Genomic DNA, 17,817 nt, shown 5'->3' on the forward strand with positions numbered 1-17,817 from the left:
AGGAGGTAATATCATGGCAAAAATTGCAACAGTAATAACAGATATGTTTGAAGATGTAGAATATACGGATCCAGCAAAAGAATTTAAAGAAGCTGGACATGAAGTTGTTACAATTGAAATGGAAAAAGGCAAGAAAGTGACTGGAAAACAAGGTGATGCAACAGTTACAATCGATTACGGTATTGACGACGTATCACCTGAATCGTTTGATGCGTTGTTTATTCCAGGTGGCTTCTCACCAGATATGCTTCGAGCAGATGATCGCTTTGTTACTTTTGCGAAGCACTTTATGGATGAGATGAAACCCGTTTTCGCCATCTGTCACGGACCGCAACTGTTAATCACCGCTAAATCATTAGAAGGCCGTGGCGTAACAGGCTTTAAATCGATTCAAGTAGATTTAGAATATGCAGGCGCAAAAGTCCAGGACAAAGAAGTAGTAGTTTGTCAGAACCAACTCGTCACAAGCCGCCAGCCTGATGATTTACCAGCGTTTATTGAAGAATCGATTAAATTGTTACCATAATAGAAGCAAGAGCCTGAGGATAAAAGTAAATTAGCACAACTCGCCGAACGTAAGCACGAATTCAAACGATAATCGTGCTACGTTCGGCTTTTGTTGTATAGTATGGATGTACTGTGAAGTAACAGGAAGCGCGAAATATAGGTATCGTGATCAGCTGGGAGACCATTTTGACATGCTTTCTCTGCTAGAATGCCACTCCGTCCAACCACTCCGCGTCCTGCGGGGCACGGCTGAAGCTAGGCTACTACTTGCGTTACTTCTTTGCTGCCTTGCACCGAGGAAGCCTACTTCGAAGCATTACTAGTAGACACAGGTGCAGACGTTGTGGATCTTCAGCACCTGCACAATCCCGCGGGAGTCTCCGTGGTTGGACTACGTTAATGTTAGATACTACAACTAATGTAAGAGGACGCATGCTGAGCGGTATCCTCATGTGTTTATACTACTTTCTTGAAAATGTATGGATAGCAGCAGACATATTTTCTTATCGCATTTTTCCTGCTGTAATAAGATAAAGAATTGGAGGAACTGCCTTCTTTTGATATACATTGTATTATGTTCCTACATTCAGCAGTGGAACCAAGTATACCATGTTATCTAGAAGATAGATGCTTTTTGTGAGAAATCATAAGGCACACAGGTCAAAATACTACCTCTACCATTGGTTGTAGAGCCTAAACTATAGCGTAGGCCAACCACGGAGACTCCCGTGGGATCAGCGCGAGCTGAAGATCCACTTATGAAAGAAAAGAATTTTCTTTCATAAGTTAGCTGAAGCCGTGCCCCACAGGACGCGGAGTGGTTGGCCGGAGCGATATCATAGCACATGAAATCGTTCAAAATGACTTCAACGCTTGTTAGCATGAAGAAATCTCGCCAAATTGTCATTACTGCGCAGTATCCTTCAACTATGTATGTTCTTCATTGTTTTTTATTTTAACCGCTGCATTTTTTAATAACGGTTGACAAAACATTGTTTAACGAGTAAACTAAACTCAAATCATTTGAAACCGTTTTATTTTTTGAATTAAAATGATGAACGTTCATCATTTGGAGAGATTAACAAATGAAGTAATCAGTGAGGGAAGAGCATGAGAATAACCGCGAAAACAATCGCAGAACAACTGAATATGTCGACAGCTACCGTCGACAGGGTTTTACATAATAGAGGAGGTGTTAGTCCTAAAACAGTTAACAAAGTGTTAGCGAAGGCAAAGGAGCTTAATTATACACCTAATAAATCAGCAAGTTTTCTGGCCCGAAAAAAATTAGTAAACGTAGCATTCGTGTTTCCTGAGTATCCGGAGTATTTTTGGAAAGAGATCGAAATGGGTATTCATTCGGCATTAGAGGACTTTAAGGATTACGGATTTCACATTGATATACGGAAAACACCACACACGATTGACAAACAAATGGAAGTGGTCGAATCGATTATTCAGTCAGAAGCATATGATGGATTGGTTATTTGTCCGACAGATGGAATACCACTAACCAGCATTATTGAATCAGGGATAAACAATGATTTCCCCATTTTTACGTTTAATAACGATTCTCCATCAAGCGGCCGAATCTCACATGTTGGTGCGGATTACTATGATGCAGGAAGGCTGGCGGCAGAGCTCTCTGTGAATTTTACCGGTAAGTCAAAAAGGTTTGCAATCATTACGGACGAAGCAGATACCTATCAGATGCAACAAAAGAGAAGAGGATTTGAAGCATTTGCTCTTGAACACCAAGAAGTGGATGCCGTGAAAATGCTTCGCTTAGACAATCAATCTATGGAGCAATCACTATTAGAGATTAAGAAGAATTTAGCGGATGTGGATAGTGTTTACGTAGCCTGTGGCTCTTTAGCTGAAGTGGCACAGCAGGTTAAACAGGTATCGAACAAGCCAGTCTTAATTGGACACGATATGAGCACTGCCATCTATGATAGTTTGCATGAGGATATTGTGATGGCCACTATCTGTCAAGATCCGACATATCAAGGAAGTTTAGCGGTCCGACTAGCTTTTAATTATTTAATGTTAAATAAACAGCCTGATAAGGAAAGCCATATAGTTAAACTGGAGATTGTAACAAAAGGAAATGCGAAGTACTATTTAAACTGATTTTTCAATCAAAAATGACGGTTACTATCATTTTTGATTGAAAAAAATTCAGCAAAATGATGAACGTTCATCATTTTGAGGGGAGCTGGTATTAAAGAGTATGTAACGACGCTATTTAACAATAATGAAAGCGCAATCTATATAAGGAGTGACAGAAATGAATAAGAAATTAATTATGTTCGTATCCTTGTTTTTATTAATCGTCCTGTCTGCATGCAGCAACGATGAGGAGAGTGCGCAAAACGTTACGGACGACGGAAAGAAACACCTTTTGCTCTGGCATTATTATACCGGATCCCAGGATGCTTTAAATCAAATAATAGAGGATTACAATCAGTCACAGGACCAAATTGAAGTATCCGCAGAATATGTCCCTTTTGATGAAATGAATCGACAATTATCAGTTGGTACGGCAGGGGACACACTGCCTGATATTGTAATAGCAGATACCGTTAATAATGCTTCGATGGCTTCTATGGGCATTTTGTCGGATATTACGGAGCAGGTGGAGCAATGGGGAAAAACCGATCAACTGTTAAAAGGACCACTGAATTCGGCGGTATATCAAGACAAGTATTATGGTCTTCCTCTAACAACCAATGCGCTGGGCTTATTCTATAATAAAAAATTGCTGGAAGAGGCAGGTATTGAAGAGCCTCCGAAAACATGGGAAGAACTGGAGCAAGCTGCTGAAGCATTAACGACAGATGAGGTGAAAGGCTTCGGATTATCAGCTACCAGATCAGAGGAAGCGACCTTTCAAGTCTATCCATTTATCTATTCTGCTGGTGGTGACTACGAGCATCTGGATTCACCAGAGGTAGCGGAAGCGTTCAGCTTCTTAAAAGGAATGATGGACAAAGGATACATGAGTAAGGATATTATTACGGCGACACAAGATAATTTATCAAGAAAATTTATGGAAGGTGACCTTGCTATGATGATCAATGGTCCGTGGATGATTGATCAGATTGCGGCGAAAGAAGACTTACAATTCGGGATTACCAAAATACCGAAAGATGAACAATACGTCTCCGTAACAGGTGGCGACAATATTGCCATTACCAAAAACGCGGACGTCGATGCGGCGTGGGACTTTGTTTCCTGGCTGTTTGAACCAGGACAAAATGAGAGATTTGCCAAAGAAACGGGTTATTATCCGACGAGAGCAGATGTATTAGATCAGGCAGAGTATTGGCAGACAGAACAATATTTTAAAAATTTCGTACCAATTATGGATGAGGCTGTAGCTCGTGGTCCATCTGCTGATTGGCCGAATGTATCAGAAGCAATCCAGCTCTCGCTTCAAGAAGTATTAACAGGAACGAAGCCGATTGAGGAGTCATTAAAGGATGCTGCTGAAAAAATAGAAGAATTAGAATCAGAAGAAGAGTAAACAGAAGTACTAAATAGAGGAGTGACGGGAATGGACAGTGTATTTACGGTAGATGGGAATCGTCTTATTCGAGAATATGATGGGGAGAAAGTGTGGTTGGAGCCGTGGGGAGCAGATAGCTTACGAGTTCGCTCTACCCAGCTGACCACGATGACAGAAGAGGACTGGGCATTATTGCCGCAAGCCGGTGATGACGCAACCATTACAGTGGAAGAAGGGAAAGCTACCATCGAAAACGGCAAAATAAAAGCCGTGATCTCAGCGGAAGCTGCAGGAAAGACTACCTTTTACAACCAGAACGGCGACATTCTGTTAGAGGAGTATGTTCGGAATCGTAAAAATTTAAAAGAGTTTACGAGTGCTCTGAAAATTGATGCGCGTGAGTTTAAAGCAAATCTGGGCGGAGATTTTCAATTAACACAACGATTTGAATCCGATCCTAAAGAAAAAATCTTTGGAATGGGACAATACCAGCAGCCGTTCTTAGATTTGAAAAATTGTACGTTGGAATTGGCACATCGTAACTCCCAGGCTAGTGTTCCATTTGCGTTATCCAGTCTTGGCTATGGTTTTCTCTGGAATAACCCTGCGATTGGCCAGGTTACGTTTGGTAAGAATGTCACCGAATGGGTAGCGAAATCAACGAAACAGCTTGATTTTTGGATTACTGCTGGAGATTCACCAAGTGAGATTGAAGAAGCTTATGCACGGGCAACTGGTACTGTACCAATGATGCCTGAATACGGATTAGGCTTCTGGCAGTGTAAACTCCGTTATCAAACACAGGAGGAACTCTTAGAAGTAGCCAGAGAATACAAGCGAAGAGAGTTACCAATTGATGTTATCGTAGTCGATTATTTTCATTGGCCGACACAAGGAGACTGGAAGTTTGATACAGATTATTGGCCAGATCCGGAAGGCATGGTGCGTGAATTAAAAGAAATGGGTATTGAGTTGATGGTTTCGGTCTGGCCGACTGTGGACAAAAACAGTGAAAACTATCAGGAAATGCTGCAAAAAGGCTATTTAACAAGAACAGAAAAAGGGATTCGAATCACACATGATTTCCTCGGAAATACCGTTTATTTCGATACGACACATCCAGGTGCAAGACAATTTGTCTGGGAAAAGGCGAAAGAAAATTATTACGATAAAGGTATTAAGCTGTTTTGGCTGGATGAAGCGGAGCCGGAATACAATGTATACGATTTTGAAAACTATCGCTATCATATTGGTTCAAATGCACAGGTCGGTAATATTTATCCGCTCATGTTCTCTAAAGGATTCTACGATGGAATGAAACAAGAGGGGCAGGAGAATATTGTCAACCTTGTAAGGTGTGCGTGGGCAGGCAGTCAGCGTTACGGGGCGCTAGTCTGGTCAGGTGATATTGATTCAAGCTTTGCTTCATTACGAAATCAATTTAATACCGGGTTAAATATGGGATTAGCAGGTATTCCTTGGTGGACAACCGATATTGGTGGATTCCAGGGTGCTTATACCGATGACCCTGATTTTAGGGAATGTATGATTCGCTGGTTCCAATATGGTGCATTTTGTCCTGTATTCCGTCTCCATGGTGACCGTGAGCCACACTCAGAACCACTGGGAACAAGCGGTGGTGGTTTATGTCCAAGCGGGGCGGCGAATGAAGTGTGGAGTTATGGAGAAGAAGCGTACCAAATCTTCAAAAAATACATGCTGATGCGCGAACGTCTTCGTCCATATATTAAGGGATTGATGGCAGAAGCGCATGAAAAAGGCACGCCAGTTATGAGGCCGTTATTTTATGACTTTGCGCAAGACAAGGAAACTTGGAATGTCGAAGATGCCTATATGTTTGGTCCGCAACTATTGGTGGCGCCAGTACTTCACGAAGGTCAAAGAAGTCGTTCTGTTTATTTACCGAAGGGTGCTACATGGACCAATGCCTTTACGAAGGAAGTATGGGAAGGTGGACAGTATATTGATTGTCCAGCCTCTTTAGATACGATTCCGCTTTTCTTACGAGACGGCGCAGCATTGCCAATTGAGGAGTAACGAACACAATCGGAAAGAAATGGGGTGCTTCCAGTGTGGAAGGAATTTCGCAGTCAGTTTAAAGGATATTTATTTGTGTTACCAGCAGTTTTATTTATGCTGATATTAATTGGATATCCGCTTATTTATAATATTGTGCTTAGTTTTCAAAATGTTGATTTGAGTAATTTAGCAACGAGTGATAAACAATTTGTCGGCTTTGAAAACTACAAAAAAGTCGCAGGGGAAGAGGCATTTGGTATATCAATAGGGAATACGTTGATTTATACGGTCGGAAGTGTGATTTTTCAAGTAATCATTGGTTTCTGTTTAGCGTCCTTCTTTAGTATGAAATTCAAAATAGCTGGTTTTCTAAGAGGGATTATGATGATTAGCTGGTTAATTCCGATGACCGTAACGGCACTGCTTTTTAAATTCATGATGGGATCTGGTGAAGGGATTTTTAATCAGATGCTGTTAAATGCTCATTTAATCGATGAGCCGATCGGTTGGTTATCCAGCCCTGAGGTCGCGTTGTGGAGTGTGATTATCGCTAATATCTGGGTCGGTATTCCGTTTAATATGTTGTTATTATCAACTGGATTAAGCAGCTTACCACAAGATGTTTATGAAAGTGCTAGTCTTGATGGTGCAAACTGGTGGCAGCGTTTGGTTCATATTACGTTACCACTGTTGAAACCAGTATTGATGGTTGTACTAATGCTAGGTTTCATCTATACCTTTAAAGTATTTGATATTGTATATGTTATGACTGGCGGTGGACCAATCAACTCAACTGAAGTTTTATCAACTCTAGCATTTAGATATTCTTTCTCCGATTTTGAGTTTAGCTTAGGGGCAGCAGTCGCGAATGTGTTATTCCTAATCCTATTCGCAATCAGTTTAGTCTATCTACGAATGATGAAGAAAGACGAGGGGATTTAACATGAGTACAAGGAAAAATTGGACGTTAAGTATAGTTGGAATTGTCATTGTCGCGTTGTTCCTTTTTCCAGTCTATTGGATGATCATCACTGCTTTCAAAACACAGACGGAAATATTCCAAACGCCGCCTACATTCTTTCCGGAGACGTTTCAATTAGATAGTTTTGCTACGGTAATCGAAGGCGGGATCGGACAATATTTCCTGAACAGTGTGATTATTGCCGGTTGTGCTACGATTGTGGTACTGGTACTAGCGGTTCCATCTGCATATGGACTGGCAAGGTTTAAGGTTAAGGGCGTCTCTTCGATGATGTTAGTGTTTCTTGTCACGCAAATGTTACCAGCAACGGTCGTGTTAACACCACTATTTGTTGTCTTCAATAATTTGGGACTGTTAAATACGTACATTGCTCCCGTACTTGCAACCGCAACACTAGGGGTGCCATTCTCGGTCTTACTGCTAAGAACGTTCTTTATGGGAATCCCGAAAGAATTGGAAGAAGCGGCTAGTATTGATGGGTGTGGCCGTCTTCGTGCCTTCTTGCAAGTGATTCTTCCGATCGCCTTGCCAAGCGTAATGGTCTGTGGAGCGATTTCCTTCTTCTTTGCCTGGGGTGACTTGATCTTCAGTATAACGTTCAACAGAGACCAGGAGCTCTGGCCATTAACGGCAGGTATCTTTAATGCCATCGGTCGTTACGGCATCGAATGGAATAATCTAATGGCATTTGCCACAATCTCAGTATTGCCGGTCATTATTATCTTTGTTTCCTTACAAAAGCACTTAGTGGAAGGATTAGTGAGCGGTTCAGTCAAATAGTATGAACAAAAGGGCGATACGACTTACGTCGGTATTGCCCTTTTTTGGTTTATTTGAGATTGAGATAATGAAAATATAGCGAATTATGTATCAGCATAGAGGTAATTAGGACAGGGCTTGTTGTGGCCTGCTTTCTTATAAAATGAAAAGTATATAATACTCTCATTGGCTAGATAAGAAAAGGAGCCAAAAGTGGGAAGCAGTGCAACAAGATTTGTATTGTTTAGTGAGAAAGGAGTCAAAAGTGGAGAGCAGTCAGCAGAGATTTGTATCGTTTAGCGAGAAAGGAGCCAAAAGTGGAGAGCAGTCAGCAGAGATTTGTATCGTTTAGCGAGAAAGGAGCCAAAAGTGGAGAGCAGTCAGCAAAGATTTGTATCGTTTAACGAGAAAGGGACCAAAAGTGGGGAGCAGTCAGCAAAGATTTGTATCGTTTAGCGAGAAAGGAACCAAAAGTGGGAAACAGTCAGCAGAGATTTGTATCGTTTAACGAGAAAGGAACCAAAAGTGGGAAGCAGTCAGCAGAGATTTGTATCGTTTAACGAGAAAGGAACCAAAAGTGGGAAGCAGTCAGCAGAGATTTGTATCGTTTAGCGAGAAAGGAACCAAAAGTGGGGAGCAGTCAGCAAAGATTTGTATTGTTTAAAAAGATAGGAGACAAATAATAGTGTTTCATGGTTGGATTTGTCTCCTTACAAAGTTTGTTCCGATGAGTAGGCCGGTATATAGACTCCCGCAGTGCGAAAAGTGGCTGGAAAAGGTGTCACAGCACATGCATCATTTCAAAATACTTCCAGATAAGTTTAGCTAACAATCAGTCGGGTCAACCCCCCCTACTGATTAAAGTCTCACTTTATAGTAGTTTTAAATAAAGTAAAATAAATAAGCATAAACAATGCGAGCGCCACTACTTCAAGTGATAGAATATACCACGGATAAGGCCCTAAGAAGTCAAGGATACTTGCATTGCTAGGTTTCTCGGCTAAAAACATATAATTGGAACCAATCAATTGGTTAACAATGAACACAAAGCCGGCAATGATATTTAGCACGGCGTACGCTCGAATAACCGAGCCAAAAGCAGGTTTGAATTCTTCGATCCAAACCATATAAAAACAAGCAATAACAATCGTGATATGGACAATGAAAAATTGAAAGAAACGCATGTGCGGGAATCCGAAAAATAGTTCAGGAGTGATAATAGCTATAAATGCACCTGTCATACTTACAAAAAACGAGACTTCAAACACTTTATAATTCTTAGTTAGTAACATGATTGTACATAAGTATAAGGAAATCGAGCATAATTGTAATGGCAGATTCAGTTGTATATCCCATCTGTCATGAACCAAGTACCATAAATGAAAAGAGAGCTCTCCAAGTATGAGTAAAACGATCAACGTATATTTAAAGGGGCGTTTATACGTTTCTCTTATGCGTTCTTTAAAGATAAACAGACAGATTAATAATCCCGCTGCTATCGCAATTAGTAAAAGGTGAGAAAAAGAAAACATGTGAAATGGATAACCGGCCTGATCGAAGCTAAAAATCCCCTCCATTTATCCAGCTCCTTTGTTTCATTATTTTTACTGTGAAGTATATGGTTTATATATGTTTTTGCTCTTTATGTCTCGTATGATTCACTCCCCATTCGTGCATTGCTTCCAAAATTGGCTGCAGGCTTTTGCCATATGCTGTGATGGAATATTCTACTTTTGGAGGGACTTCGGCGTATACTACGCGCGCGACTATGTCTTCTGCTTCTAATTCGCGCAATTGTTTGGTTAGCATTTTTTGTGTGATACCTGGCATTTGTTTCCGGAGCTCATTGAAACGCTGGGTGCCATGATTCAATAAATGTAACAAAATAATCGGTTTCCATTTACCAACTAGTATGCTTAGAGCGTCTTCTACTTTGCAAGCATTTGTTTCGTACTTCATCTTATGATCATCCTTTTTTCTGCAGTATCATTCAGGATACTATATACCATATAAGTGCGTACTTACATTATCTCCTGTTATGATTCATAATAACATATAAGCACAAGAGAAAGGGTGTAGAATATGGAGCAATATCGAATCAATCCACAAAAAGGATTAGAATTTGGTTTATATACATTAGGGGATCATCTGCCGAACCCTGCAACAGGGGAGCGAATCTCAGCTGCTCAACGTTTGGAGGAGATCATTGAACTGGCTAAGCTGGCAGAAGATGCTGGCATTGACTTCTTCAGTGTCGGGGAAAGCCATCAGGATCACTTCACTACACAAGCACATTCGGTTGTATTATCAGCCATCGCACAGGCAACTGAAAAAATAAAAATAGCGAGTTCTTCCACAATTATCAGTACGTTAGATCCGGTAAGAGTATTTGAGGATTTTGCAACGATTGATTTAATTTCAAAAGGACGTACCGAATTGATCGCTGGACGTGCTTCTCGAGTTGGTAACTTTGAGTTATTAGGTTATGATTTGCAAGATTATGAAGAACTATATGAAGAGAAGTTCGATTTACTATTACAAATTAATCAGCAGGAACACGTAAATTGGGAAGGGAAATATCGAGCTCCACTTCGAAATGCACATGTTTTGCCAAGACCGTATGAGGGTTCGTTGCCAATCTGGCGGGCAGTCGGAGGTCATCCAACCAGTGCGGTTAAGGCAGGATACGCAGGGGTTCCTATATTCTTAGCAACATTAGGAGGACCTGTCTCTGTTTTTAAACGAACCATCGATGCGTATCGTGATGCATTGGAAGAAGCGGGACATCGTTCAGCCGAATTCCCAGTTGCGACCGCGGGTTTTTTCTATTTAGCAGAGACGACACAGCAAGCACAACGGGAAATGTATCCATCGATCAATGAAGGCATGCAGAAAACAAATGGCAGAGGCTATCCGAAACAGCACTTTGCCCAAGGTGCCAGTCCGCGTGATGTAATGAATATTGGCAGTCCGCAAGAGGTAATTGAGAAGATTCTTTATCAGCATGAAATGTATGGCCACCAACGTTATATAGCACAGATGGATTTCGGTGGTATGCCTTTTGATAAATTACGTAAAAATATCGAATTAATAGGAAAAGAAGTGTTACCAGCGATTCGTAAATACACAGCAAAGCAAGGGGGTAATCAACCGTGAATATCGTAGCAATTGCAGGTTCTGTGGTCGGATCTAAGACCAAAACAGCCATGCAATATACTGTGAAAATCTTACAAGATAAATATCCAGATCATGAGGTGACATTATTGGATCTGGCAGAATATGACTTGCAATTTAGTGACGGCAGAAATTATCTTGATTATCAAGGTGATACCAAATTTGTAACGGAAACAATCATGAATGCAGATATAATAATGATTGGGACACCGATTTTTCAAGCATCGATTCCAGGGACATTAAAGAATTTATTTGACCTGTTGCCAACTAGTGCTTTTGAGGGGAAGATAGCCAGTATGCTAGTAACGGCAGGTTCACAGCGTCATTATCTTATACCGGAACAGCAGTTAAAACCGATTTTGTCCTATATGAAAGCACAAGTCGTGCAGCAATATGTCTATATAGAAGATGTTGATTTCTACCGCAAGGAAATTACCAATGATGATGTACTGTTTCGTATCGATCGATTAGTGGAGGATACGATGATGTTAGCGAGGACTTACCAGCAGATGCAAAGAGAAAAAGATGCAGAATATGATTTTTAAAAGGAAAAGCAGACGAGGGCGAGTCTGCTTTTTTGTGTTATTATAGAGATTATATTTGATAGAAATAGTCTTGGAGGACATTGTATGAAAGTGTGGAAGGTTACCATTCATTTTGGCTTTATTATGTATTTTGTCTTTATGATTTCTCTTTTGTTCTTTGGTTCGAGAGGATATGGAGGGCCAAGTATGACGTGGTTAGAATATGTTAAAAGCTCGTCCAATTTCGTTCCTTTTCAAACAATAGAAATGTATGTAGATGCTTTAATGTATGGTTCAATGAGCATTACCATCCCTGTTATTAATCTTGGTGGCAACATTATCATGTTTGTGCCGCTCGGAATAGCACTTCCCTTTTACTCACGCAAGCTGGCAAAATTGGGAGTGTTTTCTTGTGCTATCCTGCTGACACTGTTTGTAATCGAGAGTATGCAGCTTATCTCGAGAAGAGGTAGTTTTGATATTGATGATTTTATCCTTAATTATATAGGTGGATTGATCGGATTAGTGATATGGAAATTTCTCGATTGGCAATACAGGCGATCAACGCTTAAGTGATGGAATATATTAGCGATCAACGTTAGAAAAAATCCATTACCATAAGAAAAATCGGAAAGACCATCCTGTCTTAACTAACAGAATAATATACAACTACCTATAATATGGATTATGTCAACTGGAACTGTATTGCATTGTGGTCATTTTGATAGTTATTATCTGCGTAACAAAGCTCCGGAAATAGGCTCCGCGTCCTGTGGGCACGGCCGAAGCGGTATCCCAGCACATTACATATCTCAATATGGATACTTGGCTAGCGATGGCTAGATGACATAACCCATATTATAAGAACCTATCTTCCTATTCAGCATGATATAACATGACTGTGCTTAGATACTTTTCATTATTAGAAAAGGAGCTGATTATCAGCTCCTTTTTTTAACTTTCTATTCCTGCCGCTAAAATAATGTCTCCTTGTGGTTCCTGATTGTCTGCGCTTGGTTCTAAGGTGATGGCAATGGTGTCCCAATTGACGTTCGATTCTTCTAATTCAGATAACGAGAATGCAACGGCTCCTTCTCCTACCTGATTTGGAACAAACGTGCCTGCGCGGTATGGTTTCTCTTCTTCTAGCAGCCATACTTGGTATGCTTGATCTCCTTCAATCTCTTGCAGGTTTTCGGCTTGCACGAGTAATACTTTTTCCCCGTTATTTTCGACGATGGATGCTCTTCCGGCTGCATTCATTATTTCAGTATCTTCTAATGTCACACTGTTGATAATCTCATCGATTGTAGCGGCTGTTTCGTTGCCAGGGCTATCAGCAGGCTGATTTAAAAGATAGATGTTACCTATTAATGAGAGAACCAAGGCAGCGGCAAGGCCATTTTGTATCCACTTTTGGAATTTTCTTTTTGGTTGCTGTTCTGTTCTGACAATAGGAGTCACGGCTTCAGCTGTTGTTTCTTGTTCTTCTTGCAGGATGTTGCCTAATACTCGATCCTTCATTCCTTCATTGGGTGTGACAGGTTCCGATATAAATGGTAAGTCCTCTGTTAGTTCCTGCAGTTCTTTAAGCTCTTCCTGACATGTATCACAGGATGCCAAGTGCTCTTCGAATTGTTCTATTTCTATTTCAGTTAGTTGATCATTAAAATAATTGATAACCTTCTCGCATTGCTTATTCATTTATATCCCCCCCTTTTCCTCTAACATATGGAGTTTTTCTTTGAGATGCTTTAACGCCAGACGGATCCTGCCTTTTACCGTTCCGAGCGGAATGCCGAGCTGATCAGCGATTTTCTGTTGCGATAACGCCTTAAAATAAAAGAGTATAATAACTTTTTGCTGGTCTTTCTTTAATTGTTTCATCGCTTGTTTGATTTGCTTGGTATCTTCTTTCCATTCCACTTCTTCTTCTAAAGAGGTGTTATCTACTTGTGTGGCGTCTCTTTCTTCCAGTGAGAAATCCTTGCTGTCTTTCTTTTTTCGGATAAAATCAATAGCGGTATAACGCGTTATCGTCAGCAACCAGGAGGAGAATTTACCTTTTGATGGGTCGTACATCCCTTTCTTTGTCCATATTTTAAGGAAGACATCCTGTACCACTTCCTCTGTTATTTCACGGTTTTGGGTCATTTTATAAACAAAAGAGAATAATAATTTCTCATACTTATCATACAACGCTTCAAGGGCTATTTGATCACCATGCTGAATGTTCTTGTACCATGTTACGTCTTGTTCATTCATAGCTTTCTCCTTTCGATGATTTTCCATCATTATAGACAAGAATAGACTTTTTAACAAATGAAAGCGATTGTGAAAGTGAATTGTTTAGTGCATTTCTACTAACTTTAAGAAAAAGATGTATAATTCTCTGTTTGCTACGATATGTATACTATGTGAAATACAAGCATAAGGATTTAGAAAACAGGGGGGAGTTTTTGGTGAAAAAATACAGCTTGTTCTTGATTTTAGCTCTGATGTTAGGCGTGATGCTGGTGGCTTGTGGTGACGCTTCAACGGATGCGTTGGATGAAGAGGGTCAGGAAGAGACAAATGAAGAAACAACAGATGCAGAAGGCGGAGAAACACCGGAAGGATGGAAAGAAGACATTACCGTTCTAACTGGTGGTGAAGCAGGTGTTTATTTTCCATTAGGTGTAGCGATGGCGGAAATTATGGACGAACATGTTGATGGTGTGACAGCAACTGGTATTACCAGTGGTGCATCGGTCGTCAATGCCAATGAATTAAGTGAAGGCCAAGCCGACTTTGCCTTAATTCAGAATGATGTGGCGTATTACGCCCATGAAGGTACTAATATGTTTGATGGCGTAGTGGATGGATTTAGTGGGGTTTTTACCATTTATCCAGAAACGATTCAAATCGTCACCTTAGCAGATAGCGGCATTGAAACCGTGGAAGCTTTGGCCGGCAAACGTGTTGCAGTAGGGGATGTCGGTTCAGGTACAGAAGCGAATGCGAGTCAGATTCTGGCTGTTCATGACTTAACTTTCGATGATATTAGCGCAGAATGGATGGGCTTTGGAGACGCTGCTACTAATTTACAGGATGGTAATATTGATGCAGCATTTGTGACAGCGGGGACACCTACTGGCAGTATTCAAGAATTAGCGGCAAGTGCAGATATAAAAATTGTCAGCATCACAGAAGATAAAATCGCGCAATTAGAAGAAGAGTATCCATATTATGTGCGAGAAGACTTGGATGAAAATACGTATGAGAATTTTGATGCAACTGCGACAACGGTAGCAGTGCAAGCTATGCTGGCAGCAAGTGATGAATTGCCGGAAGATCAAGTGTATGAATTAGTGAAGTCTATTTTTGACAACTTAGACGCAATGAAAAATGCGCATGAACGAGGAAATGATCTTACCATTGATACAGCTCAAGATGGTATGTCCATTGATTTACATCCAGGTGCGAAGAAGTTTTACGATGAACAATAACAATCAGGAAGAGCAGGCATTGCTATTGAGCAATGCCTCTTTTCGAAAAGTGGGATTTATCGTACTGATTGTTTGTTTGCTTGTTGTCATCTGGTTCTTTTGGCAAAGCCCCCACTATTTGCTGGAAATTACCGATCGTAATACGAATGAAGTACTATGGTCTGCCGAAATAGATGAAAATGAAACATTCTCGCATGAATACATTCATTCCGTGGAGAAATCTCCGGTGAAAGAAGTATTTCAGTTTGCTTCTTCAGGAGAAATGTTAACGATGGAGAGTTGGACGAAGTCATTTGGTGCGGGGATGCCTTATGCAAGAGAAGGCGATGTGGAAATGAAGGACGGTTATTATATTTTAAGAAATTTGAAGCGACCGATCCAGGGGGGAATTATTCGGATGAAGCCTTCTGATTTGTACCCACATCGATTCACCTTCAGGCAGGACAGTTTTTATCTTTCGAAAGAACCATTTGTTAAGAAGATTATTGAAATAGATGTACGGAGCTTAACCTGGTGGGAAGGATTGCAGCGATCCTTCACGTTGTAGAAGGAGGGATGGAAGATGGAGGACAATCAGAAGCAGCTGTTACAGGAACTGGAGGGTAGCGATCGTAAATTACGCAATGGCTGGGCAGTCTTCGTGCTGGTGATCGGTGTTGCGCTATCCGCTTTTCATTTGTACGTAGCAGGCTTTGGGTTACCGGGCATCGGATCAAAAACGTTTTTGATTTTACACTTAACACTGGGACTAGTGTTAGTCTATTTAATTTTTCCTGTCAAAAAAGGACTGAGACAAGCAAGCATACCTTGGTATGACAGTGTATTAGCATTATTGTCGCTGGCTGCGGGTGTCTATCTTATTCAAAAACAAACAGCAACGTCGATTATGTCTGGGCGACCAACTGACCTTGATTTAGTAGTAGGGCTTTTGTTAATTGTGCTTGTATTAGAAGCAACGAGAAGAGTTGTTGGTAAACCGCTTGTCATTATTGCACTTGTTTTTATTGCCTATTTCTTTCTTGGGGAGTTTATGCCAGGTTCCTTTCATCATACAAGAGGTGACTTTGAACGATTTGTATATGAGATTACCTATCGTAATAATGGCTTATTTGGTACACCTATTTATGCTTCGGCTCAATTTGTTTTTATCTTTATTTTGTTTGGTGCTATTTTGGAATCAACGGGTGCGGGAAAAATGTTTATCGATCTGGCATTACGGATGTTTGGACGTTTTAAAGGTGGACCCGCGAAGGCAAGTGTTGTTGCCAGCGGTATGATGGGGAGTATCTCCGGCAGCTCAACAGCCAATGCAGTTACAACGGGAACATTTACGATCCCATTAATGAAAAAGGTAGGATTTAAGCCACATGTTGCAGGCGGTGTGGAAGTAGCTGCTTCTTCCAGTGGACAGTTTTTGCCACCGATTATGGGAGCCGCTGCTTTTATTATGGTGGAGTTTACAGGAATTCCTTATTATCAAATTATTCAGAGTGCCCTCATACCAGCATTGCTGGCATATGTTGGTATTTTATTTATGGTTCATTTTGAAGCAAGTAAGCATGGCATCACTGGTATGGAGCGTGATCAGTTAGCTTCCGGATGGCAGTTGTTATGGAGACAAGGCTACCTGTTGCTTCCAATTCTCGTACTTCTCTATTTTTTAGTGTATCAGCGGGTGTCCGTGAATAATTCGGCCTTCTTTTCGATTATTGTCTTACTTGTTCTGGCTATGTTTGTTCCGCGTTTTGCCAACCGTTTGGGTCGAACAAGTATGTGGGCTGCCTTATTTATCGTGGCGACCTTTTTAATGCAATACTTGATTGGTCCGCTTAATCAAGGACTTTATGCATTGAACAGCTTGTTTCATATCGACTTTTTTACAGTGGAAACGATCAGATGGAAGCCAGAATTAGTTATGCTGATTCTCATTAGTACAGGATTAGCTCTTCTATTCGGTTTTGTTCAAAAAAGAAAAGAAATACCTGTTCCAACGGAGTCCTTTCATGTGAAGCGAATCGTAGAAGGATTCGAAACAGCTTCAAGGAATGCTTTGTCGATTATTGTTGCCTGCGCTACGGCTGGTATTTTGATCGGGGTCATTACAACATCTGGACTGTCAACGAAATTCACGAGGATCGTGATTGACTTCAGCGCCACCTTAACAGATGCCTTGCCGTCCTTTTTAGTGACGGACAATACGCAGCTTTATTTTGCCTTGGTGTTAACGGTTTTTGCTTGTCTTCTATTGGGGCTGGGATTACCAACCACTGCTACGTATGTAGTGTTAGCAGCGATCGTAGCACCAGTCTTAACAGATATGGGAGTACATGTCTTAATTGCTCATTTATTTGTTCTGTATTATGGCGTCCTGGCTGATGATACTCCGCCAATTAATTTGCCAGCATATGCGACTGCAGGTATTGCCAAGGCAGGTCCGGTGAAGACAGGGTTACAAGGCTTTAAGTATGATTCAGCTGCTATATTACTACCATTTGTTTTCACACTCAATCCGACTATCTTACTGCTCACAGATGTAACGTGGTATCAAATGGTCTGGGCAATATTTACAGCAACGATTGGGATGATAGCTTTCGCCTCCTTTATTCAAAATTGGCTGATTCGCCGGTATTATTGGTATGAACGTTTATTAGCGTTGCTCACAGCACTTTTGTTTATCCAGAATAATTTATTAACCGATTTAATTGGTGTCGTTATTTTGACTGGTTTATTGGGTGCCCAGTGGTTATTTGGCCGTACAAAGAAAAAGACTATGTAATTTAGCGAAAAATGAAGCTATAAAAAATAAAGCAAGTAGGCATAACTTGCAGGCCT

General features: G+C 40.8%; 16 protein-coding genes. 12 read left to right on the forward strand and 4 right to left on the reverse strand.

Annotated features, from left to right (window positions below; genetic code table 11):
- Positions 1–13 precede the first annotated feature (13 nt).
- From MUN87_RS14975 to MUN87_RS15000, 6 genes are all read left to right on the forward strand, one after another.
- The gene (locus MUN87_RS14975) at positions 14–526 is read left to right on the forward strand and encodes a type 1 glutamine amidotransferase domain-containing protein (RefSeq protein ID WP_305037397.1); all 513 of its coding nucleotides are present in this window, start codon (positions 14–16) and stop codon (positions 524–526) included.
- A 1,091-nt stretch (positions 527–1,617) separates the two neighbouring features.
- Positions 1,618–2,640 (forward strand): LacI family DNA-binding transcriptional regulator, encoded by a 1,023-nt coding sequence (locus tag MUN87_RS14980; protein WP_244741338.1) that lies wholly within the window; start codon positions 1,618–1,620, stop codon positions 2,638–2,640.
- Positions 2,641–2,797: 157 nt separating this feature from the next.
- Positions 2,798–4,036, forward strand: a complete 1,239-nt coding sequence (locus MUN87_RS14985; protein ID WP_244741340.1) for an ABC transporter substrate-binding protein — start codon at positions 2,798–2,800, stop codon at positions 4,034–4,036.
- Positions 4,037–4,066: 30 nt separating this feature from the next.
- On the forward strand, positions 4,067–6,076 hold the full coding sequence (locus tag MUN87_RS14990) for a glycoside hydrolase family 31 protein (protein WP_244741342.1): 2,010 nt from the start codon (positions 4,067–4,069) through the stop codon (positions 6,074–6,076).
- A gap of 33 nt (positions 6,077–6,109) precedes the next feature.
- Positions 6,110–7,000 carry a carbohydrate ABC transporter permease gene (locus MUN87_RS14995; protein ID WP_244741344.1) on the forward strand — a complete coding sequence of 297 codons (891 nt, stop codon included), beginning with the start codon at positions 6,110–6,112 and terminating at the stop codon, positions 6,998–7,000.
- Position 7,001: 1 nt separating this feature from the next.
- Positions 7,002–7,820 carry a carbohydrate ABC transporter permease gene (locus tag MUN87_RS15000; RefSeq protein ID WP_244741345.1) on the forward strand — a complete coding sequence of 273 codons (819 nt, stop codon included), beginning with the start codon at positions 7,002–7,004 and terminating at the stop codon, positions 7,818–7,820.
- Positions 7,821–8,665: 845 nt separating this feature from the next.
- Here MUN87_RS15000 and MUN87_RS15005 read toward each other — a convergent pair.
- Together MUN87_RS15005 and MUN87_RS15010 are read right to left on the reverse strand one after the other, a co-directional pair.
- Complete coding sequence (locus MUN87_RS15005) at positions 8,666–9,376, reverse strand: YwaF family protein (protein WP_244741347.1); 711 nt, start codon at positions 9,374–9,376, stop codon at positions 8,666–8,668.
- 46 nt (positions 9,377–9,422) lie between these two features.
- Positions 9,423–9,758 (reverse strand): winged helix-turn-helix transcriptional regulator, encoded by a 336-nt coding sequence (locus MUN87_RS15010; RefSeq protein WP_244741349.1) that lies wholly within the window; start codon positions 9,756–9,758, stop codon positions 9,423–9,425.
- Between the two features lie 123 nt (positions 9,759–9,881).
- Between MUN87_RS15010 and MUN87_RS15015 the strand changes: the two genes are divergently transcribed.
- The 3 genes from MUN87_RS15015 (at position 9,882) to MUN87_RS15025 (ending at position 12,073) form a co-directional block, all read left to right on the forward strand.
- Positions 9,882–10,955 carry an LLM class flavin-dependent oxidoreductase gene (locus MUN87_RS15015; protein WP_244741351.1) on the forward strand — a complete coding sequence of 358 codons (1,074 nt, stop codon included), beginning with the start codon at positions 9,882–9,884 and terminating at the stop codon, positions 10,953–10,955.
- Positions 10,952–11,518: an NADPH-dependent FMN reductase gene (locus MUN87_RS15020; RefSeq protein ID WP_244741352.1), complete on the forward strand. Its 567-nt coding sequence runs from the start codon at positions 10,952–10,954 to the stop codon at positions 11,516–11,518. Before MUN87_RS15015 ends, MUN87_RS15020 begins: the two co-directional genes overlap by 4 nt.
- An 84-nt stretch (positions 11,519–11,602) precedes the next feature.
- Positions 11,603–12,073 carry a VanZ family protein gene (locus MUN87_RS15025; protein WP_244741354.1) on the forward strand — a complete coding sequence of 157 codons (471 nt, stop codon included), beginning with the start codon at positions 11,603–11,605 and terminating at the stop codon, positions 12,071–12,073.
- A gap of 378 nt (positions 12,074–12,451) precedes the next feature.
- Here MUN87_RS15025 and MUN87_RS15030 read toward each other — a convergent pair whose 3' ends face one another.
- Both MUN87_RS15030 and MUN87_RS15035 read right to left on the reverse strand, forming a co-directional pair.
- The gene (locus tag MUN87_RS15030) at positions 12,452–13,201 is read right to left on the reverse strand and encodes an anti-sigma factor (RefSeq protein ID WP_244741356.1); all 750 of its coding nucleotides are present in this window, start codon (positions 13,199–13,201) and stop codon (positions 12,452–12,454) included.
- The gene (locus MUN87_RS15035; RefSeq protein WP_244741358.1) at positions 13,202–13,762 is read right to left on the reverse strand and encodes an RNA polymerase sigma factor; all 561 of its coding nucleotides are present in this window, start codon (positions 13,760–13,762) and stop codon (positions 13,202–13,204) included.
- Between the two features lie 197 nt (positions 13,763–13,959).
- On the opposite strand from MUN87_RS15035, the gene MUN87_RS15040 reads away from it, so the two are divergent.
- The 3 genes from MUN87_RS15040 to MUN87_RS15050 are packed head-to-tail and all read left to right on the forward strand — an operon-like array spanning position 13,960 to position 17,761.
- Positions 13,960–14,985: a TAXI family TRAP transporter solute-binding subunit gene (locus MUN87_RS15040; protein WP_244741360.1), complete on the forward strand. Its 1,026-nt coding sequence runs from the start codon at positions 13,960–13,962 to the stop codon at positions 14,983–14,985.
- On the forward strand, positions 14,975–15,532 hold the full coding sequence (locus MUN87_RS15045) for a DUF1850 domain-containing protein (RefSeq protein WP_244741362.1): 558 nt from the start codon (positions 14,975–14,977) through the stop codon (positions 15,530–15,532). Before MUN87_RS15040 ends, MUN87_RS15045 begins: the two co-directional genes overlap by 11 nt.
- Positions 15,533–15,547: 15 nt before the next feature.
- Positions 15,548–17,761 carry a TRAP transporter permease gene (locus tag MUN87_RS15050; RefSeq protein ID WP_244741364.1) on the forward strand — a complete coding sequence of 738 codons (2,214 nt, stop codon included), beginning with the start codon at positions 15,548–15,550 and terminating at the stop codon, positions 17,759–17,761.
- Positions 17,762–17,817: the final 56 nt, after the last annotated feature.

This window comes from Gracilibacillus salinarum (assembly GCF_022919575.1).
In the GTDB taxonomy this organism is placed as follows: domain Bacteria; phylum Bacillota; class Bacilli; order Bacillales; family Amphibacillaceae; genus Gracilibacillus; species Gracilibacillus salinarum.